The sequence below is a fragment of the Streptomyces sp. NPDC046335 genome (assembly GCF_055587985.1).
The window spans coordinates 112,795-136,154 of the sequence record NZ_JBVJFF010000018.1; the positions used below are offsets into that span (position 1 = coordinate 112,795).

At 71.7% G+C, this 23,360-nt stretch carries 16 protein-coding genes; 9 read left to right on the forward strand and 7 right to left on the reverse strand.

What is annotated here, in order from left to right:
* The first annotated feature begins 202 nt into the window (after nt 1–202).
* Nucleotides 203–2,674 (forward strand): prenyltransferase/squalene oxidase repeat-containing protein, encoded by a 2,472-nt coding sequence (locus ACZ6JY_RS35640; protein WP_469202810.1) that lies wholly within the window; start codon nt 203–205, stop codon nt 2,672–2,674.
* Here ACZ6JY_RS35640 and ACZ6JY_RS35645 read toward each other — a convergent pair.
* The 3 genes from ACZ6JY_RS35645 to ACZ6JY_RS35655 all read right to left on the reverse strand — a co-directional run bounded on the left by ACZ6JY_RS35645 (nt 2,665) and on the right by ACZ6JY_RS35655 (nt 5,789).
* The gene (locus tag ACZ6JY_RS35645) at nt 2,665–3,954 is read right to left on the reverse strand and encodes a hypothetical protein (RefSeq protein WP_469202812.1); all 1,290 of its coding nucleotides are present in this window, start codon (nt 3,952–3,954) and stop codon (nt 2,665–2,667) included. The two genes, ACZ6JY_RS35640 and ACZ6JY_RS35645, sit on opposite strands and share 10 nt — an antisense overlap.
* Nucleotides 3,955–4,492: 538 nt before the next feature.
* On the reverse strand, nt 4,493–4,744 hold the full coding sequence (locus ACZ6JY_RS35650; RefSeq protein WP_469202814.1) for a WhiB family transcriptional regulator: 252 nt from the start codon (nt 4,742–4,744) through the stop codon (nt 4,493–4,495).
* A 259-nt stretch (nt 4,745–5,003) separates the two neighbouring features.
* The gene (locus ACZ6JY_RS35655) at nt 5,004–5,789 is read right to left on the reverse strand and encodes a VOC family protein (RefSeq protein WP_469202816.1); all 786 of its coding nucleotides are present in this window, start codon (nt 5,787–5,789) and stop codon (nt 5,004–5,006) included.
* A gap of 239 nt (nt 5,790–6,028) precedes the next feature.
* On the opposite strand from ACZ6JY_RS35655, the gene ACZ6JY_RS35660 reads away from it, so the two are divergent.
* Entirely contained in the window at nt 6,029–7,264 is a 1,236-nt protein-coding gene (locus ACZ6JY_RS35660; protein WP_469202818.1) for a glycoside hydrolase family 64 protein, read from the forward strand.
* Here ACZ6JY_RS35660 and dnaE read toward each other — a convergent pair.
* The gene (dnaE, locus tag ACZ6JY_RS35665; protein WP_469202820.1) at nt 7,259–10,894 is read right to left on the reverse strand and encodes a DNA polymerase III subunit alpha; all 3,636 of its coding nucleotides are present in this window, start codon (nt 10,892–10,894) and stop codon (nt 7,259–7,261) included. The genes ACZ6JY_RS35660 and dnaE overlap by 6 nt on opposite strands.
* Nucleotides 10,895–11,071: 177 nt before the next feature.
* Between dnaE and ACZ6JY_RS35670 the strand changes: the two genes are divergently transcribed.
* A complete protein-coding gene (locus ACZ6JY_RS35670; protein WP_469202821.1) occupies nt 11,072–12,007 on the forward strand; it encodes a LysR family transcriptional regulator in 936 nt (311 codons plus the stop codon).
* A 30-nt stretch (nt 12,008–12,037) separates the two neighbouring features.
* Here ACZ6JY_RS35670 and ACZ6JY_RS35675 read toward each other — a convergent pair whose 3' ends face one another.
* On the reverse strand, nt 12,038–13,123 hold the full coding sequence (locus ACZ6JY_RS35675; protein WP_469202823.1) for a LacI family DNA-binding transcriptional regulator: 1,086 nt from the start codon (nt 13,121–13,123) through the stop codon (nt 12,038–12,040).
* A gap of 140 nt (nt 13,124–13,263) precedes the next feature.
* The gene (locus tag ACZ6JY_RS35680) at nt 13,264–14,802 is read right to left on the reverse strand and encodes an FAD-binding oxidoreductase (RefSeq protein WP_469202825.1); all 1,539 of its coding nucleotides are present in this window, start codon (nt 14,800–14,802) and stop codon (nt 13,264–13,266) included.
* A gap of 143 nt (nt 14,803–14,945) precedes the next feature.
* Here ACZ6JY_RS35680 and ACZ6JY_RS35685 point away from each other — a divergent pair, with 143 nt between their 5' ends.
* Genes ACZ6JY_RS35685 through ACZ6JY_RS35710 form a run of 6 tightly spaced genes read left to right on the forward strand, consistent with a single transcriptional unit; the run spans nt 14,946 to nt 22,673 of the window.
* Nucleotides 14,946–15,902, forward strand: a complete 957-nt coding sequence (locus ACZ6JY_RS35685) for a hypothetical protein (protein ID WP_469202827.1) — start codon at nt 14,946–14,948, stop codon at nt 15,900–15,902.
* Entirely contained in the window at nt 15,899–17,467 is a 1,569-nt protein-coding gene (locus tag ACZ6JY_RS35690; RefSeq protein ID WP_469202829.1) for a SagB/ThcOx family dehydrogenase, read from the forward strand. Before ACZ6JY_RS35685 ends, ACZ6JY_RS35690 begins: the two co-directional genes overlap by 4 nt.
* Entirely contained in the window at nt 17,464–19,722 is a 2,259-nt protein-coding gene (locus tag ACZ6JY_RS35695; RefSeq protein WP_469202831.1) for a TOMM precursor leader peptide-binding protein, read from the forward strand. Before ACZ6JY_RS35690 ends, ACZ6JY_RS35695 begins: the two co-directional genes overlap by 4 nt.
* Nucleotides 19,723–19,732: 10 nt before the next feature.
* Nucleotides 19,733–20,494 (forward strand): DUF5944 family protein, encoded by a 762-nt coding sequence (locus tag ACZ6JY_RS35700; RefSeq protein WP_469202833.1) that lies wholly within the window; start codon nt 19,733–19,735, stop codon nt 20,492–20,494.
* Nucleotides 20,495–20,505: 11 nt separating this feature from the next.
* The gene (locus tag ACZ6JY_RS35705) at nt 20,506–21,567 is read left to right on the forward strand and encodes a M16 family metallopeptidase (protein WP_469202835.1); all 1,062 of its coding nucleotides are present in this window, start codon (nt 20,506–20,508) and stop codon (nt 21,565–21,567) included.
* Entirely contained in the window at nt 21,564–22,673 is a 1,110-nt protein-coding gene (locus ACZ6JY_RS35710; protein ID WP_469202837.1) for a M16 family metallopeptidase, read from the forward strand. The genes ACZ6JY_RS35705 and ACZ6JY_RS35710 overlap by 4 nt, the downstream gene beginning before the upstream one ends.
* A 44-nt stretch (nt 22,674–22,717) precedes the next feature.
* Here the strand turns inward: ACZ6JY_RS35710 and ACZ6JY_RS35715 are convergent, their stop codons facing one another.
* Complete coding sequence (locus ACZ6JY_RS35715) at nt 22,718–23,284, reverse strand: helix-turn-helix transcriptional regulator (RefSeq protein WP_469202839.1); 567 nt, start codon at nt 23,282–23,284, stop codon at nt 22,718–22,720.
* Nucleotides 23,285–23,360: the final 76 nt, after the last annotated feature.

Below are 23,360 nucleotides of genomic sequence, written 5' to 3' on the forward strand. Positions count from 1 at the left end.
CCGGCGAATTGAAAAGGGAACCTGCCCAAACAAAAGGGGCGAATGAAGGCACCGGGTCCCCACCCTCCCCCCACAAGTTCAACAGGACGGCCAGGAAAACCACCACAGCCCCCCCCCCCCCCCCGTCCGCGTGCCAAGCCCGTGCCGCAGCGATTTACGGCAGCCCTCCCCGGTGCAACGGTGGACGCGGGGGTGACGACCCATGGCGCAGACCCATGAGTGGATGTTCTACGAGGTCATGTGGCGCAGTTGGGCGGGCAAGGGAGAGGTGCCTTATCCCGTGCCCTGGTGGGCGCAGCAGGCCTTCCGGCGCTGGAGCGACGACTTCGACTCCGGCACCTACGAATCGAAGGAGGCCGCCCTGGCCTCCAACGCCCTGTACCGCTACTGGCACATGGTCGGGGTGAAGGACCACCGCCAGGAGTCCCTGATCGGGCAGGCGGGCGAGATCGAGCCGGTCTACGACAAGTACTGCCTGTCCTTCTTCCTCTTCGACCCGGCCACGGGCGCCCTGAGCCTGCCGCAGCTCCCGGACGGCGGGAAGGTCAACCAGCGCATGGAGGCGCCGCACCTGCCGGTGGTCCTGACCGACTTCCGCACACCGGAGGGCGTCGAGTTCGTGCAGCGCACCTTCGCGACGACGGTCGGCGCCCGGCAGCGGGACCTGGTCGTGACGCGGCTGACCGTGGGCACCGCCACCGGCCGGCCGCGCGAGGGCTGGCTGTGCGCGGCGGTGATGCCCGCAGGGCCGAGCGGCTTCCAGCGGCACGACCGCAGCGGCCGGCAGGTCACGGACCGGCGGCTGACGTTCCTGCGGCACCTGCCGCAGGAGAACCGGGTGGAGACGAACAGCGGCTGGGGCCCGGTGTTCGACAAGGCTCCCGACCAGTACGGGGTGTACGGCAACCCCGGGTTCTCCTACGACCCGGCGGCCTATCTGGCGCACAGCCCCTTCCACGACCTGGTCACGGGCGGCAAGCTGAACGGCGCGCTCCAGGCGCAGGACCAGATCGCGGGGCTGTGCAGCGCCGCGTTCGCGTGGCCCTTCCGGGTCGTCGACGACGAGGTGTTCGAGCTCGACGTGCGGCTGCCCGTCGACCTCTACAGCGGCGCCGCCGACCTCGCCGAGATCACCGCGCCCCTGGCCGGCGACCTGGAGGAGGCCAACCGCGGCTTCTGGACGACGAAACTGCTGGACCAGGGGTTGCAGCCCGGGCTGCCGCGCGGTGTGGCGCACCTGACGGACCTGTTCCGCGAGGCCCGCTCGCAGTTGCTGATCCTCTCGGACGGGGGTGAGATCCACCCGGGCCCCACGGTCTACGACTCGTTCTGGATCCGCGACTCGTCCGTGGAGGCCACGGCCTGTTCCCTGGTCGGGGACGCGGCGCTCGCCGAGCACCAGCTCGGCACGCACTACCCGCTGAAGTTCAACCGCGGCACGGGCCGTATCGGGCCCTGCGCCGAGTACGGCTTCTACGGCGGCCCGCACGAGCGCGACGACCGCGAGTGGGACAGCAACGGCCAGGCGCTCTGGGCGATCGGCCGGTTCGACCGCACGCGGGGCCGCGCCGCCGCGTTCGGCACCAGGCTCTACACGCCGTACGTGATCGACGGCGCCCGGTGGCTGCGCGACAACCGCGACGCGTACGGGCTGCTGCACAGCGGCTGGAGCGCCGAGCACCTGGGCGAGCGCGACAAGCCGCACTACTGGGACGACCTGTGGGCGCTGGCGGGCCTGTACGAGGCGGCGCGCCTCGCCGAGCGGATCGGCTCGCCTGACGTACCGGAGCTGTGGGCGGCCTTCGACGACGTGAAGCGGGCGACGGCTGCCTCGATCCGCTGGGTCCTGGAGGAGCAGCGGCGGCGCGGGGCCTGGGAGACGTACATCCCGACCGGGCCCGGTGACGTGGGGCGGCTCGACTCGACGATGATCGGCGCGGCGGCGTTCTTCCATCCGCTGCGGCTGCACATGGGCAGCAAGCTGGGGCCCGACATCGACCGGGCCGCGCGCTGGACGCTCGACACGATGTACGCGCACTTCGTCTCCGGCGGCTACCGCCACGAGGCCGCGTGGAACGCCTTCGGCCCCTACCTCACCACGCAGTTGGCGCACGCGTATCTGCTGGCGGGCGACCCGGGGCGGATGGACGAGCTGCTCGGCTGGATCGTCGGGGCGGCCTTCCCGCGGACGGAGGAGCGGGCGGTGGCCCTCGGCGCGTGGAACGAGCAGCACGCCTTCACCATCGCGTCGGACTTCCACGAGGTGCCGTCGCGGTACTGGTACATGGGCGACATCCCGCACGGCTGGGCCGCCGCCGAGTACCTGCTCCTGATCCGCGACATCCTGCTCTTCGAGGCGGACGAGGACCACGACCCGCATCTGTACGTGGCGCCGGGTGTCCGTCCGCACTGGGTGCCGGACGGTGAAACGGTGGTCGTGGAGGCGGCGCCGACGCTGTTCGGTGAGCCCTTCGGCTACCGCCTCGCGCACGACGCGGGCGAACGGACGGTGACGGTGGACGTGACCGAGGCGCCGGAGCGGGTGCGCTACGTCTACCCCTGCCGCTTCGGCCAGGTCCGCGCGGCAACCGCGGACGGCCGCGACCTCACCGTCTCCGGCGACGACGTCCATGTCCCGGCGGGGACGAGGCGGTTCACGGTCACTTACGCGTGAGGCCGCAGGCGTGGTTCGTACGGCGCGTCCTGCACCCACCGCGTGCCGTCACGGCTGACCGGGAAGGAGTCGAGGTCAACCTTCTCCAGCTCGATGTGCACCTTCTCCTTGCCCAGGACGCCATCCAGCGTGAGCTTGTCCCCCGTGGGCCGGGCGAAGGTGAGCCGGCCGGACCACGCCGGGTCGCCGACGCGGGCCAGCATGATCGCGCGCTTGGAAGGGGCGAAGGTGGCCGCGTAGTCGACGATGGAGCCGTCCATGCGCTGGCTGGACACGGTGCCCGGTTGGTACGGGTGCATGGTGTCGACGATGAACCGGTTCCAGCGTTCGACGTCGGTCGTCAAGGGAGGGCGGTCCTGTCCGTCCGACGAGAATTGCACGACGTCCCAGATGCCGTACAGCGGAGGCTTCGGCCCCGATGTCCCGACCACGTCCCACCGCTTCCAGTCCTCGTGTACCTGGGAAGCGGCCAGCCACGCCCCGAACAGCAACTGGCCCGCCAGCGCCAGCCTCAGGGCTCTGCGCGTGCGGAACAACCGCGGCCGGGAGACTGGCCCCACGCCTTGATCGGAGACGAAGAAGGTGGCCAGCCGCATCGCGTGCGGAGCCACCAGGATCAGGCTCAACAGGAGCAGATGGAAGGTGAAGAGCTTCACGGGCACCTGGTAGGTGAAGTTCAGGACGAGCACCTGCGTCATCTCGATCGCGGCCAGGAGCGCGCCCAGGAGAGCAGTCCGGGGAACGACGAGCAGGAGCCCGGCGGTCACCTCGGCGCACCCGAGCAGGATCTCGTAAGTCTGCGAGCTTCCGACCTGCGTCCAGAGCACGTTCTGCATTCCGAAGTCCCCGAAGGGCTCGACCAGCCTGGTCAGCGGCAGCGACATCTGCAGAGGAAAGACCTTGGCGAACCCGAAAGTGAACAACTGCGCTGCCAGACACATCCGGACCACAACGCAGAACCACTTGTACAGCGCCTCGTGGTGCGGCCGTCGCCGGTCGAGCGCCGTCCACACCACCGTGACGAGCAGGGCGGCGAGGAACCAGCACAGGGCGAGTACCCAGAAGAACGCCTGGTCGCCGCTCAACACCGGCTCGATGAGCGGTGCTTCGACGTGGAGGATGTGCTCGGCCACCCAGGTGACGACCGGGCGCACGGTGTGGTACTGCCGGGTCTGGGCGTCCACCGGGAGGTCGCTGCCAAAGACCCCCACCAGCGCGTACATGATCCGCGACTCGGACAGGAAGAACAGAACGACATACACCAGGAAGAAACGGAACACGACGCGCGTGGGGAGGCTCCACCTGGGTGGCGATATTTCCCCCTCCTCATCGGACGTTTCCGGGTTTCTCGCTGGCCGGGGGGCTCTGAGTAACCGAGCCATGCCACCTCCCGCATCGGCGGTTGAAAGTTGACCGGTCGGTCAGCCGATGTTGTTCATTCCCCGGTGCCGAGTGCGGGAACCCGCCCGACCTCGCGGCCCGCGCATGCGGTCGCGGTCTCGCGGAACCCGAGGTCAAGGGCTTGCCACGACGCCGGAGCGCGGCCCGCGCGAGGCCGTCGTACTCTCCGGATGACCTCGTGCCTCCGCTGGCCCGCCGCGGGAGTCCTCAACCTCATCCGTCCCTCCCGCCAAGCTCTGCCTCGAGCGTCCTGCGGATCGAGCCTCGCAGCGACCGATGCCCCAAGCTCGCGGTTCACGGGTTCTGAGGGCGCCCGCCCGTCCCCCGTGGCGGGCGCCCTCCTCAGGGCGGGGGCACCTTTCGTGGCAGGCACCCTCGTGCTGGCTGTGGGCTGACGGCCGGCTGTGGCCCGGCCGGTCAGGCGCGGGGAGCGGCGCGTCTGAGGGCGTACCGCTCCTTCTCGGAGAGGCCGCCCCAGACGCCGAACCGCTCGTCGTTGGCGAGGGCGTACTCCAGGCAGGCCGAGCGCATGGTGCACATCCGGCAGATGTACTTCGCCTCGCGCACCGAGCTGCCGGGCTCGGGGAAGAAGAAGTCAGCTCCGGTCTGGGCACACAGCGCCTGCTCCTGCCAGGCGAGCTGAGACTGGGCCGTCATGTCGATCTGCATGACACCGATGCTGCCCGAGTGCGCGAAACAACCGATCAACGAACGATCAACGCCGTCGTCCAGGCTGTCAGCCCGGCATCTACCTGCCCTGCCCGCCGCCGCGGGAAACCGCCGCACAGCCGAGACAACCGAGACAGCCGATCACCAAGGAGCGATCCACCACCGCCTGCGTGCGGCTGCCGCTGCCGGGCCGTCGCCCGCGAGACCCGTACGACACCGCGGGCAGCGGCCCGGCTTCCGCTCACCCCCGGCCGGAGGCCTACGCGGGTGACGGCTGGAGTACCGCGAAGCGGGCGCCCGCCGGGTCCGTCAGCTTGGCGAAGCGGCCCACTCCCTCCATGGACATCGGCTCCATCCGCACCGTCCCGCCGAGCCGCCGCGCCGTGGCCACCGCCGCGTCGCAGTCGTCGACCTGGAAGTACGGCAGCCAGTAGGCCCCCGCTTCCGCTTCGGTGGGGTCACTGTCGAGCGGGACCACGCCGCCGAACATGTCGTCCTCGACGCCGTCGCCGGGAAACACCATGGTGTAGCTACCGCCGGGGAAGGGCTGCTCGACGGTCCGCCAGCCGAACACCGAGCCATAGAACCCCTTGGCCGCGGCCACGTCCGGGGTGTACAGCTCGGTCCAGACCAGGCCGCCCGGTTCGTTCAGGACATCGACGCCCTTCATCTCGCCCTGCTGCCACGCGGCGAACTGGACGCCCGCCGAATCGGTGAACATCCCCATGCGGCCGAGGTCGCGGACGTCCATGGGGTCGAAGGTCGCGCCGCCCCCCGCCTGCTCGACCGCCTTGACCGTGGCGTCGACGTCCTGGGCGCGGAAATACAGCGTCCAGGCGGGCGGGCTCATGTCCGCGGACATGGCCATCGCGCCTGCCGCGGCCCTGTCACCCAGACGGAACTGGCCGTAGCCACCCACTTCCTCGCCGCCGCGCAGGAGCTCCCAGCCGAAGAGCTCGCGGTAGAAATCACTGACGTCGTCGAGGTCCGGGGCGCACATGTCGGCCCACACCGGAGCGCCGACAACGAAACGGGTATTGAGCATGATCGACTCCTTTGTCGCGTCTCGCCGTTCTTTCTCCGAGTCTGGCACCCACCACTGACAATCCGCCCGACGGCCGCCGAACCGCCCGGCACTGGCCAAAGAGGCACGCCAGGAAGCCGTCATTACCTGAAGGAACAACATTTCTGAGAGCGCTCTCAGTCACATCTCTTGACGCCACAAGGACCCGCCACGACAGTGGTGCACCACCCCCACTCCCCCCACCGCGCAGGAGTACCCCCGTGATATCGCGTCGCATGTTCCTGACGACCGCAGCGGGCGCCGCGGGCGCCCTCACCTACCCCGTCTGGGGGAGCGCTCTCAGCCCCCGCGCCAGGGCCGGCGGCAAGGCCGCGCCCGCCACCTGCGAGCTCGCCCTCCAGAACAAGTCGCTGCCGGGCAAGGTCAACGCCTACGTCACCGGACACGAACTCGGCACCGACCGCTGGGTGCTGCTCAAGCCCGACGGCGGCGTCTACCGCCCCGACTCGCCCTCGGCGCCCCAGACCCCGCTGCCCGTCGACTGCGCCATCCCGCTCGGCTCCGCAGGCTCGGCGCCGAAGGTCCTGACGCTGCCTCAGATGTACGGCGCCCGCGTCTACTTCGTCCGCGACGACAAGCTGGACTTCTTCCTCAACCCCGGCCCCTCGCTGGTCGAGCCCGCCTTCGCGACCAAGGAGGACCCCAACTACGGCCGCACCTGGTCGTTCTGCGAGTTCACCTTCAACACCCAGCAGCTCTACGCCAACATCAGCTACGTCGACCTCGTCACCGCCCTGCCCATCGGCCTGTCCCTGGAGGGCGACGGCACGCACACCGTGGCCCCGCTGCCCGACGGCGCCGTCGACAAGATCGCCTCGGACCTCGCGGCGCAGGCGGCGAAGGACGGCCAGCCGTGGGACGACCTCGTCATCCGGGGCGACAACGGCGTCCTGCGCGTGATCTCCCCCCAGAACCTCATGGCCCCCTACTTCGACCGGCCCGACCAGATGCCGTTCCGCGACGTGTGGAACGGCTACATCGACCAGGTGTGGGACAAGTACCGCTCCACCGACCTCAAGATCGACCTCCAGGGCGGCCGGGGCGTCTTCACCGGGCGCGTCAGCGGTGACGTACTGACGTTCAACGGCGGTCACTCCTTCACCAAGCCCACGTCGAAGGACATCTTCACCTGCAACCACGGGCCCTTCGCCAACAACCCCGGTGACCCCGACGACAAGAAGGGGCTCCTCGCGCGGCTGGCCGCCGGGTTCAACCGGAGCATCATGCTCACCCACCCCGAGCAGCCCAACGGCACGACCTCCGGTGACTACTACCGTGACGCGGTGACCAACCACTGGTCACGCGTGGTGCACGCCAACTCCCCCATCGGGTACGCCTTCCCGTACGACGACGTGCGCCCCGACGGCCAGCCCGACGTCTCCGGAGCCGCCCACGACGGCAACCCGCGGCGGTTCACGGTCGTCGTCGGCTCATGACGCCGTAGCCGCGCCGGCTCCCTCACCGCTCCCCGCCCATGCTTCGGCTCCGAACGTGCCTTTCACGTCGGAGGCGATGGTGGTGGCGTTCACCCTGGCCCGCAGGGCGTAGACGGTGGTCTTCCGTGGGCCGCGGACGCTGAGGCGGACCGGACTGTCGCCCGGGTGAGCCGCGAGGATCCTCTTCAGTTCGCTCACGGACCGCTCCGTGACACGGTGCGCGGGGAGTTCGAGTCGTACGGGAGGTTTCCCGCCGTGCTCGGCCGAGGACACGTCCAGCACCGTCAGTTCTCGGCCGAAGACGTTCACCGTACCGTCGCGGTCTTCGGCCTTGCCTCTGACGGAGATGACGTTGTCCTCGGCCAGCGCGTGCCGGACGAGCTGGTAGGCGGCGGGGAAGAAGAGCACCCCGACGCCGGCGTCGCGGTCCTCGAGGTGCACGATGGCCCAGGCGTTGCCCTGTTTGGTCACCTTGAGCTGGATGCCGGTGATCAGCCCGGAGAGCCGGACGTCTCCGGTGGTGCGGCCGGAGGTGAGAAGTTCGGCGATGGAGCAGTCCCGGGCACCGGAGAGGATGTGCTCGGCGCCGTCCAGTGGGTGGGCGGAGACGTACAGGCCCAGCATCTCGCGTTCGGTCGCCAGGAGCCGGCGGCGGGGCCACTCGGCGTCGTCGATGGGGAAGTCCAGGCCGAAGGCCGGTCCGCGGGCCGATCCGTCGCCACCTTCTCCGCCGAGCCCGGCGAAGAGGTCATCCTGACCGAAGCCGGCCGCCTTCTTCACGGGAATGACGGCGTCGATGGCCTCTTCGTGGACGGCGGTCAGGCCCTTGCGCGTATGGCCCAGGGAGTCGAAGGTGCCGGCTTTGACCAGGGATTCGACGGCCCTCTTGTTCAGTGCGGGCAGTCCGGCCTTGTCCAGGAAGTCGGGGAACGAAGTGAACTTCCCCTTGGCGCGGCGGGCACCGATGATGGCCTCGATGACATGGTCGCCGACGTTGCGTACGGACCGCAGTCCGAACCGCACGTCGTCGCCGACGGCGGTGAACTCCGCGACGGACTCGTTCACGTCGGGCTGGAGGACTCGGACGCCGTTCTTGCGGGCGTCGGCGAGGTAGATGGCCGCCTTGTCCTTGTCGTCGCCGACCGAGGTGAGCAGGGCGGCCATGTATTCGGCCGGGTAGTTCGCCTTGAGGTAGGCGGTCCAGTAGGACACGAGGCCGTAGCCGGCGGTGTGGGACTTGTTGAACGCGTAGCCGGAGAACGGGAGCATGACGTCCCACAGCGCCTTGATGGCTTCCTCGCTGAAGCCGTTGCCCCGCATGCCGTCGTGGAACTTGTCCCACTCGGCGGCCAGCACCTCCGGCTTCTTCTTGCCCATCGCGCGGCGCAGCAGGTCGGCGCCGCCCAGGGTGTACCCGGCCAGTTCCCGGGCGATGGCCATGATCTGCTCCTGGTAGACGAGCAGATGGAAGGTGTTGCCGAGGATCGGTTCCAGGGCGTCGCGCAGCTCGGGGTGGATCGGGGTGATCTCCTGGCGGCCGGTCTTGCGGTGCGCGTAGTTGGTGTGGGCGTTCGCCGCCATGGGGCCGGGGCGGTAGAGCGCGTTGACCGCGGCGATGTCCTCGAACCGGGTGGGTTCCATCTGTCTCAGCAGGACCCGCATGCCGCCGCCGTCGAGCTGGAACACACCGAACGTATTGCCCTCGGCCAGCAACCGGTACGTCTTGGCGTCGTCCAGCGGGATCACGACGGTGGACGGGTCGCCGTCCAGGGGGTCGACGGTGGCCAGGTGGATGCCACGGTTCTCGCGGATGTTCTCGATGGCCTGGTCGATGACGCCCAGGTTCCGCAGCCCCAGGAAGTCCATCTTGATCAACCCCATCGCCTCGCACGACGGGTAGTCGAAACCGGTGATCTTCACGCCGTCCGAGGCGCGCATGTGCAGCGGGATGCGGTCGGTCAGCTTCGTCTTGGAAAGGATCACCGCGGCGGCGTGGACACCGGTGCCGCGGGTCAGGCCCTCTACCCCGCGCGCCGTGTCCATGACCCGCTTCACGTCAGGGTCGTCGTCATACATCTGCCGGAGGTCTCCGGCTTCGCCGTACCGCTCGTGAGAGGGGTCGAAGACGGCCGCAAGCGGGGCCGGCTTGCCGTTCTGGTCCGGCGGGAGCGCCTTGGTGATCCGCTCGCCGTGGGAGTAGGGGTAGCCCAGGATGCGTGAGGCGTCCTTGGTCGCGTTCTTGGCCTTGATCCTGCCGAACGTGTTGACCATGGCGGTGTACTCGTCGCCGTACTTCTCGGTGACGTAGCGGACCATTCTGTCGCGCCGGCGGTCGTCGAAGTCGAGGTCCACGTCCGGAGGGTTGATGCGCTCGGGGTTGAGGAACCGTTCGAACAGGAGGCCGTGCTCCAGGGGGCACAGTTCGGTGATGCGAGTGGCGTAGGCCACGATGGAGCCGGTGGCGGAGCCGCGGCCCGGCCCGAGGGGGATCTTGTTCTCCCGGGCGTGGCGGCAGATGTCCGCCACGACGAGGAAGTACGAGCTGAAGCCCATGGGGCCGATGACCGTCATCTCGGTCTCGAAGCGGTCCAGGACGTGCCGGGGAACCGGGTTCCCGTAGCGCGTCGCCAGGCCCGCGAGGACCTCCTTCCGCAGCCACGACTCCTGGGTCTCCCCCTCGGGGACGTCCGGGAACCGCGGCATCTCGTCGACGTAGTCGAAGACGTCGTCGTAGGACTCGACGCGCTCGGCGATCACCAGGGTGTTGTCACAGGCTTCGGGAAGGTCCGAGAAGAGCCTGCGCATGTCGGCGGCGGTCTTGAGGTAGTAGCCGGAGCCGTTGAAGCGGAAGCGCTTGGGGTCGTCCTTGTTCTTGCCGACGCCGATGCACAGCAGGCTGTCGTGGGCGTCGGCCTGGTCCTCGGTGACGTAGTGCGCGTCGTTGGTGGCGAGGAGGGGGATGCGCAGCTCCCTGGCCAGCCGCAACAGGCCGTCGCGGACGTCGCGTTCGATGTCCAGGCCGTGGTCCATCAGTTCCAGGTAGTAGTTCTCGCGGCCGAAGATCTCCTGGTATGCCGCGGCGGCGGCCTTCGCCTCGCCGTACTGGTCCAGCCGCAGCCGGGTCTGGATCTCGCCGGAGGGACAACCGGTGGTGGCGATGATGCCCTCCGGCCGCTCGGCGATCAGCTCGCGGTCCATGCGCGGCTTGCCGGCCGGGAACTGTCCCTCGTAACTGGCCCGCGTGCTGAGCCAGAACAGGTTCCGCAGGCCCTGGACGTTCCGCGCCCACATGGTCATATGGGTGAAACGGCCGCCGCCCGATACGTCCTTCGACCCCTCGCCGTCATCGCTCACGGCGCGGCGGCCGCCCGGCCCCCAGAACTCCTGCTTCCGGCCGAAACGGGAGGAAGGCGCTACGTACGCCTCGATGCCGATGATCGGCGTGATGCCCTCGAAGCCCTTCGCGACCTGCGCGAATTCATGGGCGCCGAACATGTTGCCGTGATCGCTCATGGCGATCGCGGGCATCCGCTGCCGGGCCACCTCGCCGAACATCGGCTTCAGCTTCTGCGCACCGTCCAGCATCGAATACTCGGTGTGATTGTGCAGGTGGACGAAGGAATCCGGCACGGGTGAGCTGCCTCCGCGGCGAGGATGGGCGGGTCAATCGGTCCGTCACCGTGTGATCGCGTACGACGCAACACCACACGTTGACCAGCGACATCAAACCGGCCGGTGCGCAAGGGAATCAAACAACCATTTCCCCCTCATGACTCAACCATTGGTTGATCGCCTAGGATGGCCGGCGTGGATCTCACCGCCGTGTACACCTTCGTCACCGCCGTGGACGAGGGACAGTTCCAGGAAGCCGCCACCACCCTGTCGATCACCCCGCAGGCCGTCTCCAAGCGCATCGCCGTGCTGGAGAAGGACCTCGGCGTGCAACTCTTCAGCCGCACGGCGCGCGGCGCCCGGCTGACGATCGACGGCCAGGCGTTCCTGCCCCACGCCCGGGCCCTCCTCCAGGCCGAGGAGCGGGCAGCCGCTTCCGTACGGCCGGGCAGCCGCCCGCTGCGCGTCGACGTGATCGGCCGGCAGCTCTCCCTGGCAGGACTGCTGCGTGACTTCCATCGCGCGCACCCCGACGTCGACCTCGATGTGGTGACCCTCCCGGACTCCACGGCGGCCATCTCCGCCATCCGGTCCGGGACGATCGACGCGACCTTCCGCGCCGTCACCATGCCCGGGCGCCCGCTCCCCGACGGCGTCGAGGCCACCCCGGTCTTCGACGAGCCCCTCCATCTGTTCACCGGACCGGGCCACGAGTTCGCTGCCGCTCGCGGGGTCACTCCCGCCCAGCTCGCCGGGCGTCGCATCTGGATGCCCGGCAACGCACCCGGGACGGAGTGGGCCGCCTACTACGACGAATTCGCCACCGCGTTCGGGTTCACCATCGACTCGATCGGCCCCGACTTCGGCATCGAGCCCCTCCTCGACACGATCGCGGGCTCCTCGACGCTGGCGACCTTCGTCAGCGAGCAGACCCCTCTCGTCTGGCCCGCCGGCCATGACCTGAGGCGCATCCCCCTGCACAGCCCGGTCCCGGTCTACCCGCACTCACTGCTCTGGCGCACCGGCAACCCGCACCCCGCCCTCACCGCGCTCCGCACCCACCTCGGCTCCGCGTACCCCGGCCGCCCCGAGGGCGGTATCTGGACGCCGAAGTGGACTCGGCACAACTGATCCGCCCTCAGGTCCGGCCCCGGCCGGTGTTCACGCCGATGACCTGTGCACCAGGGACGTCGGCAGCACCACGGTCGAAGGGCCCGCGGCGAGATCCTCGCCGCCGCGGCCCCGCAGCAGCATGCGGGCCATCAGGCGGCCCATCTCCTCGATGTCCTGGCGGACCGTCGTCAGCGGCGGCTCCGCCTGCTCGGCGACGAGCAGCATGTCGTCGAAGCCGACCACCGCCACGTCGTCAGGCACCGACCTGCCCCGCTCCCGCAGGACCCGCAGGGCGCCGGACGCCGACAGGTCGTTGGCCGCGAAGACGGCGTCGACGTCCGGTTCGGCGTCGAGGAGTCGCCGCATCGCCCGCTCGCCGCCCGCGAAGGTGAAGTCGCCCTCGGCGATCAGCCGCGGATCGGCGTCGACCAGGACGTCCCTGAAGCCGTCGAGCCGGTCGACCGCGGAGGTCTGGTCGAGCGCCCCGGTGATGTGCGCGATGCGGCGGCGCCCCAGGCCGACCAGGTGGCGCACCGCCTCTCGCGCGCCCCCGCGGTTGTCACAGTCGACGTACGGCGCGCTCCACTCCCCCGCGCCCGAGCCCGAGCCCGCGCCCGTGTCCGAGCCCGTTTCCGCGCCCGCGTCCTGCCAGCCGGGCCGGCCGCCGAACACGGTGGGCAGGCCCGCGCGCCGGATGATGCCGGGCAGCGGGTCGTCCAGGTGCAGCGAGAAGACGAGGGCGCCGTCGACATGGCCGCCGGAGAGGTAGCGGCCGACCCGCTCGTGGTCGTCCCTGCCCTCGGTGAGCAGCAGGACGAGCTGCACGTCATGTGCCGTCAGTTCCTTGCTGATGCCGCGCAGTTGGAGGGCGAAGAACGGGTCGGCGAAGACCCGGGTCTCCGGTTCGGCGATCACCACGGCGACCGCGTCGTGGCGGCGGGTGACGAGGCTGCGGGCCGCGTGGTTGGGGACGTAGCCGAGTTCGTCGACCGCGTGCCTGACCTTGTCGGCGAGCTCCTCGCGCACCCCGGGGCCGCCGTTGACGACGCGGGAGACCGTGGCGCGCGAGACCCCGGCTCGGGCGGCCACGGCCTCCAGGGTGGGGCGCTGTGCCGCGCTCGGCTCCTCGGTCACCTTCTACGCTCCGTTCCTGGCCGCGGACGCTCGGGGGATCACGCTGGGCGGCGGTCCGCGACCACCGCCCGGGCCATCCTTTCGCATCGGCGTCGACGGCCGCCGGTACGGGGGCCGAACCCCGCGTCCGGTGGGTGCCTTCAGGCTGTCCGAGGTCGCCCGTCGGTGCCCCCGCGGCCGATGCCCTGGGCGAAGCGGAACGCCCCGTGAGGGTCGTAGGCGGCCTTGACCTCGGTCAGACGCGGGTAGTTCTCGGCGTAGTAGGCCTGGCGCCATCCGGGCAGGGCCGGGTCGGTGAAGTTCTGGTAGGTCTCGCCGTCCGCATAGGGGTCGACGGCGGCGAAGCCCGCGTCGGCCCACCGGCGGGCCGCCCGCTCGGCCTCGGCGGTGACGGGCGAGTCGTTCACGACGCTCAGGTAGTTGATGTCGTACAGGGCGTCGCGGTGGACGTAGGCCGTGTCGGTGCGGGCCGGGTCGCTCGCGGCGCCGCCCAGGGCGAGGACCTCCAGCTTGTGCGTCTGGCCCGCCAGCCGGGCGAGGTCGAAGACGGCCAGGGCGCGCTCCCACGCCGCGCGGGGCACGGGACGGCCGAAGAGCCTGCCGCGGACCAGGCCGTGGGCCGGGCGGGGGAGCAGGCCGGCGGGGGCGCGGCGGCACTGGGCGGCGGTGAGGGTGGCGCAGCCGTACGTCGCCCACATGAAGGCGCGGTGCCGCGTCGTGGTGAGCGAGCGGGCCGACGGCGGGCCGCTGTATGTGAGCAGGCGGTCGACCTCGGCGGCGAGCCGCGTCTCGGTGCCGGTGGACATCAGGACGAGCCCCGCGAAAGGCGGGTTGCCGGGCGCGGCGTCACCGAGGACGGCCACCGCCGCGGCACCCACCGTCCGCGGGGCACCGACCAGCCAGTGGGCGAAGCCGTCGAGCATGTCCACGGCGTGCTCCCAGTCCCACGACAGGCTCGCCACCCGGACGACGTCGACGGCCGCCGGCGTCATGGTGAAGGAGGTGACGACCCCGAAGTTGCCGCCCCCGCCGCCCCGCAGCGCCCAGAACAGGTCGGGGTGCTCCCGCCCGGAGGCCGTGACGGTCCGGCCGTCCGCGAGGACCACCCGTGCCGAGACGACCCGGTCGCAGGCGGTCCCGAGGGTGCGGGTGAGGTAGCCGATGCCGCCGCCCTGGACGAACCCGCCCGCCGCGACCGTCGCCCGCGCCCCGCCCGGCAGCGCCAGGCCGTGGGGCGCGAGCGCGTCGAGGATGCCGGACATCCGCGCCCCCGTGCCGACCCGCGCGACCGCCCCGTCGACGACCACCGCGCCGATCGCGGAGACGTCGACGACCAGGCCCTTGCTGGTGGAGTACCCGCCGTAGCTGTGGCCGCCGCTCCGCACCGCGAACGGCAGGTCGTGGTCCTGCGTGAAGGCCAGGCAGAGCGCGACGTCGCCCGCGTTCGCGCAGTAGGCGACGGCCCTCGGGGCGACGGCGTCGAACTGGGCGAGGTCGAGCTGTCGGGCCGTCGCGTAGGCGGGGTCGGAACGGGTCACGAGCCGGCCCCTCAGCCGCCGCCCCAGCCGCTCCCCCGGCACGGGGGGCGTCCTCGGCGTCCTCGGCGTCCTCGGCGTCCTCGGCAGCAGTGCGGCGGCACCCGCGCCGAGCAGGATCTCTCTGCGGCTGATCGATTCCATTGTGCCGTCCCCCGGTCCCGCGATGATTGAGACGGGACTGATTGAACAGAGGAATACATGGTTCACCTACCCAGGAATTCCGTAGTAAGGAACTGGGGAAATCAGGGTCGGCCGCGCATCCCGGCGAGTTCTACGCTGACCGGGTGCCTCATCCTCCTCTCTCCGATTCCTCCGAATTCCCCGAATCCGACCCCATGGAGGCGGTGGCGGTGGCCGCCGCCGACGTCGGCCTCCGGATGCGCGGGCCGGGAAGCTGCGAGATCGACGTCGGCCCGCGCTCCTACGCGGTGCGGGCGGACCCGGACGCCGTACGGCAGTTGGCCACCGTGCTCACGCAGGTCGTCCCCGGGATGCGGCGCAGCGCACCGGTCCGGCGGCAGTTGTCGCCGGATGGCGCGCGGCGGCTCGAACCGTTCGCACAACGGTTCCGTGACATGGGAATTCTCCTTTTCCCGGGGGAGAAAGTCAGCGTCACCGACGAACCCGGCCGCCGCCTGTATTCCTATGTCTGCCGGCGAACCGAGGAACCGGACCGGGTGTTCGCGGATCTCCGTGCGAAACACATCGCGGTGTCGGGACCGGAAGAAGTCGTCTCGGCCTGGCCGCCCCTCCTCGCAGAACAGGGGCTGAGCCTCGCGGAGGAGGGAATGAGCCACGCGGAACCGGCGCTGCGGATCGTGGCCGCCCACGACGGGGAGACCCTCGCCGCGGCCAACCGGCGGCAGTGCGCCGAGGGCGCCGACTGGCTGCCGGTGCTGCTCGGCGCCCAGCGTGTGCGGATCGGCCCCTGGGTGCGCGTCGGCGAGTCGGGCTGCCTGCGCTGCCACCTGCCCGACCTGCCCTCAGCTCCCGGGCGATCGGCGTTCCACCCCGCCGGATGGGCCACCTTCCAGCCGGGCTGCCTGCACTGGAGCGGCGGCCTCATCGCCCACCTCGCGCTGCGCAGCCTGCTGCCGATGGGCGCGGAACACGCCTGGGGCCGGGTCACCACGCTCGACGCCTCCACCGGTGAGCAGTCCTCGGTCACCACGTGGCGCGACCCCTGCTGTCCGGACTGCGCCACCCGCGTCCCCGCCGCCCGCGAGTGGGTGGCCCTGTGACCGCGGACGCCCTGATCGAGGCCCTCGGCTTCGCCGTACGCCCTTACCCGCTGCCCGCCCGCCTGCGCGGCACGGCGTACGCCCTGGTCCCCGCCGAGCACCGCGTCCCGCGCCTGGAGCCCTCGGGCGCGGCGGTCCCGCTGCTCGCCCTCACGGCCGGGCAGGACCCGGAGGCGGCCCGGCGGCGCCTCGCGGCCCGTGCGGCGCGACTGCGGCTCGGCGGGGAGACGTACGGCATCGGCGCCGCGGCCACCCGGGACGCCGCTGTACGCGACGCTCTCCACGACGCCCTGGAACGGCGTACCCCTCCCGCCGTGGCACGCCGGCTCACGGCGTGGTCCGCGACCGTGCCCTCCCCCCTGCACCCCGCCTGGGACGTCCGCCTCGACTGCCATCTGTACGGCCACGACGACGCGGCCCCCTGGGTGGGCGCGGTCCTGCGCAGGGACGACCAGGAGATCCGCGCCTTCGGCTGTGACACGACGGTCGCCGGTGCCCTCGGCCGCGCACTGGACGGGGTGTTGGCCCTGGCCGCCGAGGACCGGTGGAGCGCACCGGGCAAGGACCCGGAGTTCGTCGGCGAGGTCGAGGGCGTCCCGGAGGGCGAGTGGGACGGGCCGGCCGGCGCGGAGATACGGACGGCCTACGACGGGGTGGGCGGCACGGTCGTACAGTGCCGTCTGCCCGAGGTCGCTCCGCGCCGGGAACCCGCCGGCCGCGTCGCGCCCGTCGCCCCTGTCGCACCCGTCGGCCGCGTCGCACCCGTCGACCTCTCGCTCGGCTGCGACCCCGAACGCGCCAGGATCTCCCGCGCCTTCCACGAGAACTCCAAGATCCGCTCCGCGTTCCGCACGCTCCCCCCGGTCGACGTCGACCGCCTGGCCCCGGACACCAGGCGCGCGCTGGCCCGCCCCTACCGGGACTACGGCCGCACCCGGACCGAGCAGCCGTGGCCGGTCCGGGGCGCCCGCCCGCTGATGCCCCTGGACGCGGCGGTACGGCGCCGTCGCTCGGCGGCGCCCATGGGCCGCGATCCGATCCGGCTGGCCGACCTGGCCCGCGTCCTCGAACTCTCCGTCGGCGTCACCGGAACGGCACGCACCCGCGACGGGGTCGAACTGCCGTTGCGGGCCACGCCGTCGGCAGGGGGGCTGTGCTCGTACGACGTGTTCGTCCTGGTCCGGCGGGTCGAAGGTCTCGCGCCGGGCGTGCACTACGTCCACCCGGGCCGCCGGGTCCTCCAACTGGTCGACGAGCACTGCTCGTTCGAGGAGGCGGCCGCGCACACCGGCTATGCGGGACGGGTCACGGAGGCGGCGGCCGTCGTGCTGTTCGTCGCCGCGTTCCGCCGCGGCCGGTGGAAGTACGGGGAGCGCGGCTACCGCATGGCGCTCATCGAGTGCGGCCATGTCGCGCAGAGCGTGGTGACGGCCGCGGCGGCGCTCGGCCTGGTGGCCCATCCGCTCTCGGGCTTCGTCGACGACTACTTCGACCGGCTGGTCGGCGTGAACGGCACCGATGACGCCGTCGTCCATCTGACTCTCCTGGGGGAGGCCCGTACGTGATCAGGGAAGACAGTGTCATCCGGCTCAACCCGGATGTGCGGCTGCACGTCCAGGACGACCACAGCGGCTTCGTGGAGGCGGCGGGCGGCGTGCGCCGGCTGCGCGGCACCGGCCTGCGGCTGCTCGCCGACCAGGTGCTGCCCCGGCTCGCCGAACCGGCCGAGGCCGCCGACATCGCCGTGGCCCTGGCGCCCGACGTGCCGCGAGCCCGCGTCCTCGAACTGCTCGAAGGGCTGCGGGAGCAGCGGGTCATCGAGTACGCGGAGCCAGCCCCGGCCCACTCCCCCGGGTCCGTCGCGGCCCCCGGATCCGTCGCGGCCCCCGGATCCGCCGCGGCCCCCGGATCCGCCGCGGCCCGCGGGTCCGTCGCGGTCCTCGGGCCGCCCGAACTCACCCGCCCCCTCCTCGCCGTACTCGGTCGGACGCGGGCGCGCGTGCGTGACCTCGGCGACTCGGCGCAGCCGCTCCCCCAGGACGCGGATCTGCTCATCACGTCCACGGCCTCCCTCTTCGACCCGCGCGCCGGAGAGGTCAACGAGCGGTGCGTGCGCGAGGGCCTGGCCTGTCTGTTCTACGGGCTCCTCCCGGACGGCGCCGCGTTCGCGGGCCCACTGTGGTCGCCGGAGCGAGGGGGCGCCTGTTACGCCTGCCTGCGCACCCGGATCTTCTCCAACTCCGTGCACGGGCCGGTGTGGAGCGCCTACACCGCCTCCCTCGCCGTGTCGGGGACGCCCGCCCTCGACCGGCGGGTGCCGCCCTGGACCGCGGCCCGGCTCGCCGGTGCGGTGGCGCGGCGGGCGGCGGCTCGGCTGGAGCGGCCCGACGACGATCCGCCGGGCGAGCTGCTGTGGCTGGACGAGGACGGCGGCGAGACCACCCGCTTCCTGCTGCCGGTGCCGACGTGCCCGGTCTGCGGGGACCTCGGGACCACCGGCGCCGAAGCCGACGCGCCGCTCACGGCGGCCGTCGACGACAAGGTCGGTGCCGTGCACACGGTCTCGGTGCGCCGGGCCGAGAGCGGGCCGCCGATCTACCTGGCCGGCAGCACCTCCCCCGACCTGTCCTTGCTGCGCGCGAACCTCGGCGTGGTCCGCAACGGCGGCGCCGGGTTCGCGAAGAAGGAGGCGCTGAACGCGACGATCGGGGAGTCCCTGGAGCGTTGCGCGGCGGGACTGTACCGCTCGTCGCGGCTGCGGACGGCGTCGTACGCCCGACTGGGCGAGGAGGCGGTCGCGCCGGGCGCGTTCGGGCTGTTCAGCGCCGAGCAGTATGCCTCCCCCGGCTTCCCGTTCGCCCCGTTCACCGAGGACACCCCGGTGCGCTGGGTGCGCGCGACCCGCTGGGCGGACGGAGTGCCGTGCTGGGTGCCCGCCTCGCAGGTGTACCTGTACTACCGGCGCGCGAAGGAGGAGACGCCGATCGCGCCGTCGATCTCCACGGGCCTCGCGGCCGGGCCCACTTACGCGGACGCCGTCCTCGGGGGGCTGAGCGAGATCGTCGAACGGGACGCCCTCTCGATCTCCTGGCTGCACCGGTTGCCGCCGCGCCCGGTCCCCGAGGAGGTCGTCGCCGCCTCACCGCAGGTCGGCTACCACCTGTCCCACGCGACCTCCTGGCGGGTCTCCTTCTACGACCTGTCCCTTGACCTCACACCGCCGGTCGTCGTGGCCGTCATGGACCACCGCGGCCCCGGCGGCCCCGTCCTCTCCTTCGGCGCCGCCTGCCGCCTCTCCCCGGTCCGTGCCGTCGAGAAGGCCTTCCTGGAGGCCGCCCAGGGGCTGACGTACGTACGGCGCCTGGTCAAGGCGTACGAGGGTTTCGAGGCCGCCTCCGACTTCGACCTGGTCGACGAGTTCAACAAGCACGCCATCCTCTACACCCGTCACCCCGAGCTGCGGTCCCGCGCGGGCTATCTCGTCCACCCGAGCGTGCCCACGCCCTGCGACCGCCCGGCCCGCTCTGTCAGCCCGGTCAGCCCGGTCAGCCCCGGCGATCCCGCGGCGGCCGCGGACGACGTCGAGCTGATCGTCAAGGAACTCGCCGCGATCGGCCTGCACACCTACGTGGTCGACCTGACGACCCCCGACACCCGGCGGCTCGGTGTGCACGTCGTCCGGGTGCTGGTGCCGGGGCTACAGCACCTCTCCGGCTCCCATCGCCTCCGGATGCTCGGCAACCCCCGGCTCCACACGGTCGTCACGAAGCTGGGCCTCGACTCGGCGCCGGACAACCCGTATCCGCACCCGCTCCCCTAGGAGACCTGCCATGGCAGCCCGTTTCGTCGCCGTCCCGTCCCTGGCGATGGTCCGCAAGGAGGACTTCGACTCCACCTCCCTGATCCCCGAGGCGTACGGCCGTCACATCACGAGCCGCTGCCTGCCGCCGGAACAATCGCCCGTCCACTGCTCGGTGTCCGCCGAGCCGGTCGGCGCCGGTGTCCGGCTGCGCTTCTCCTCCAAGGTCGACGGCCTGGGCGAACCGGCCATGCTCGTCCACAAGTTCTTCTTCGTCGACAACGAGGAGACCCGGGAGCGCTTCCACGTGGTCACCCCGGAGAACCCCGAGGTCACGACGGATCTCCTGGTCCTCTTCGACGGCCGGGACCGCGACTACTGCCACGCCTCGGTGTACGACGCCGAGAACCGGCTGCTCGCGGTGCACGCCATCGTCTTCGACCGGACGGGCCGCACCGTCCCCTACCCCTTCACCCAGCGGTACGTCTCCCCGCTCGGCCTCGGCCGGGCCGACCTGGAGGAGACCGTGGACGGCACCGGCCGCCGCGTCCTGCGCTTCACCGTCGGTCTGACCGGCCTCACCGAGCCGACCACGGTCGTCCTCGCCCGGCAGGGCATCGGCTGGATCGAGCGGGTGGAACTGACGTGCTCGCTGGAGCGGCCGGAGGTCCACCTCGATCTGCCGCTCGACGACAACCCCCTGCTGGCCTGCGGGGACTGGGTGCTCATCGCGGTGGACGAACAGGACCGCTTCCTGGCACAGACGCTGGTGACGTTGCAGACCGCGGCGTGACGGGCGTGGGGGTGGCATCGTCCGGCCCACGTCTCGTCACCGTGCCGCGTGCCGGCTCCCCGCTGGCTGCGGTCCTGCTGCGGCTGCCGGTGGGCAGCGCCGACGAGGCGTCCGGCGAGGAAGGGCTGGCCCATGTGCTCGAACACCTCGTGGTGCGCTGCTCGTTGGCGGGCGGCCTGGTGGGCGACGGCGCGCCGATGTCGGCGCGCACCGGCAGGGAGGCCACGGTGTACGACACGGTGGTGCGGCGGGCGGACACGGTCACGGCGGTGACGGCTCTCGGCCGGGTCTTCGACGCGCTTGACGTGCCGGCCGAGGAGTTGCGGGCGGAGGTCACCGCGATCCGGGAGGAGCGCGCGGAGCGTTCCGCCGATCCCTCCTGGCGGCTACGGGAGGCGCTGCTCGGGGAGTTGTGGTCGGGGACACCCTGCGCGCATCCGGTGCTCGGCAGCGCCGGGGTCCTCGACGCGCTCACACCGCGGCGGCTCCACGACGCCCATCGCACGTGGTACGACCCGCGGGACGCGACCCTCGTGGTCGTGACGGACCGCCCCGCCGAGCTGGCGGGCGAGGTGACCGCGACGGTCTCGGGGTGGGGTCCGGGGCGCCGGGGCCCCTCTTCCCGCCCGCCCGTGCGGCCCGCGTCCCGGGGCGCCGCGGTGACGCACGGGCCCGTCTCGGGGGTCGCGGTGGCCTGCCCGGGGGGTGTTTCGGCCGCTTCGGTCCTGGCCTGCGATGCCGTCAAGGCGGCAACCGGTCTCGTCGTGCAGAGCGCGTCCATACGGGGGTGGTCGTGCGTGTGGGCCCTGATGAAGGCATCGGGGGCACAGCCGGCGCGTGCGGCGCTGTTGAGTGCTCTGTCGGCCACCCGCAGACGTCTCACCGCGCCGGATGGGGGCGACTGGCTGCGGGCCGCGGTGCTCATCCCGCGGCTGCGGTCGGAAGACGATGTCGCGGCGGTCGCGCGACGGTGCGCCGAGCCACTCGGCGGCGAGCTGACCGCCTGTCCGCCCGAGAAGGTCGCCGCCGTACTCACGGAATGGCACCGCCGATTCACCGAGGAGCACCGATGAACAGCCGCGGCGCCGCAGCGGCGCCACCCCCGTTCCTCTTCACCCTCCCCGACGGGCCCGTGGGCTCCGTCGCCGCGGGCAGCCTGGCCGTTCCGCTCGCTGGGGTTTCGCGGCCTGCCCTGCTCGCCGCGCCACTGGTCGCCGCGGGGTGGGCGCGGGCGGTGGCCGGGGGCGCGCGGGCGCAGGGGCTGGTCTGCCGGGTGGAGCCGGTGGTGACGGCCGACGTCGCCGGGGTCACCGCCGAACTCCTGGGCGGGGATAAAGAGTTGTTGCGGGCCCTGCCCGAGTGGCTGCGGCGGGCCGGGACCGCCGTGGACCCCGGAGTACTCGAGCGGCTGCGCGCCGAGTGCCTGGCGCGGTCGGCCTTCGGTGAACGGCGGTCCGACCTGGTCCGGCGTGCGGTGTTCGGCTGCCGGCACCGGTACGGCGTCGTCCATGAGGAGCGCATCCGCCGCATTCGCGAGGCCGACGCCCGTGAGGTCGCGGCGGCGGCGGCCGAACTGCTCACGGAGCGCCCCGCGCCCCCGCTCGTCGACGCCGTGCTCTCCCCCGGCTCCCGGACCGTCCCCGCCGGGGGCCCGCGCTCCCACTATCTGCTCGCCACCCCGGGCGTCCCCCTGCGCTCCGCCCGGAAATGCGCCCTGCACCTGGCCTGGGCCCTCCTGGGCGGCAGGGAGGGAATCCTCGACCGGCTGCTGCGCAAGGAACGCGGACTGACCTACTCCCTCGCGGCGTTCAGCAGGGAACTCGCCGAGGGCGGATACGGCATGTGCTTCGCCGGATGCCGGCCGGAGGCGCTGGACGAGGTCGCCGGGTGCGTGCGCGCGGCGCTGGAGGGCCTCGGCCGGGACGTCGTACCGCCCGGTGCGCTGCGGTCGGCGAAGGAACGGCTGATCATCCAGCGTTACCGGGCGCTTCAGTCAGAGCGGGCCGTGGCCGAAGGGCTCACCGCCTACCGGGCGGCAGACCTTGGCCCCGCCGAATTCGACGGCTATCCCGCGGCGTTGGCCGCGGTGACCGGTGAGGAGGTGAGCGCCGTGGCCCGGGAGCTGCTCGCGCCGAAGACGTTGCTGGAGGTCCGGATGGTGGGTGCGGCCGAGCGATGACGGGGGAGGCACCGCCCGGCCGCGGTCAAGGGCGCCCGCCGGGGTCAGGCGAGTCCGAACGCGGAGGCGCGTTCGACCGCCTCCAGTCTGCTGCGGGCGCCGAACTTCGAGAGCAGGTGGCGTACGTGGTACTCGACGGTGTTCTCGGTGACGTGCAGGGCGTGGGCGATGTCCTGGTTGCGCAGGCCGCGCCGCAGCAGGTCCAGGACTTCGTGTTCGCGCCGGGTGAGGTGCGGGGTGGGACCGGTGGAACGCTCCTGGAGCAGTTGGAAGAAGCTGCGGTCGGTGACATTGACCCCGAGTCCGTGCGCGGTGCGTATGGCCTCGGCCGTGCGCCGGAGGTCGGCGGTGTCCTCCAGATAGACCCGGCAGCCGCGGCGCTGCCAGCGCTCGCAGCGGCGCCAGTCGCGGCGGGGGCCGAGGATCGCCAGCTTCAGGTCCTCCCTGGTCGCTTTCGCCCGGGAGAAGGCGCGGTGGATCTCGCTGTCGTCGATCTGTTCACCGACCAGCATCCATTCGGCTCGGACGGAATGGACGGTGGCGGCCAGCAGATCGGCGTCCGTGCACTGATGGAACTCGATTTCCTCGTGCAGGACGGTCCCCTGGGGCAAGCGCGCCACCGCCTTCCACCACCCCACGAGTACCACCGCGCATTCGTCTCTGTCCGTCGTCACGTAATCCGGCGAA

Coding starts and splice junctions, on each gene's coding strand:
- ACZ6JY_RS35650 (WP_469202814.1), bottom strand. CDS start 4,744: ATGCAGATCGACATGACGGCCCAGTCTCAGCTCGCCTGGCAGGAGCAG.
- ACZ6JY_RS35680 (WP_469202825.1), bottom strand. CDS start 14,802: ATGGAATCGATCAGCCGCAGAGAGATCCTGCTCGGCGCGGGTGCCGCC.
- ACZ6JY_RS35700 (WP_469202833.1), top strand. CDS start 19,733: ATGGCAGCCCGTTTCGTCGCCGTCCCGTCCCTGGCGATGGTCCGCAAG.
- ACZ6JY_RS35655 (WP_469202816.1), bottom strand. CDS start 5,789: ATGCTCAATACCCGTTTCGTTGTCGGCGCTCCGGTGTGGGCCGACATG.
- ACZ6JY_RS35640 (WP_469202810.1), top strand. CDS start 203: ATGGCGCAGACCCATGAGTGGATGTTCTACGAGGTCATGTGGCGCAGT.
- ACZ6JY_RS35710 (WP_469202837.1), top strand. CDS start 21,564: ATGAACAGCCGCGGCGCCGCAGCGGCGCCACCCCCGTTCCTCTTCACC.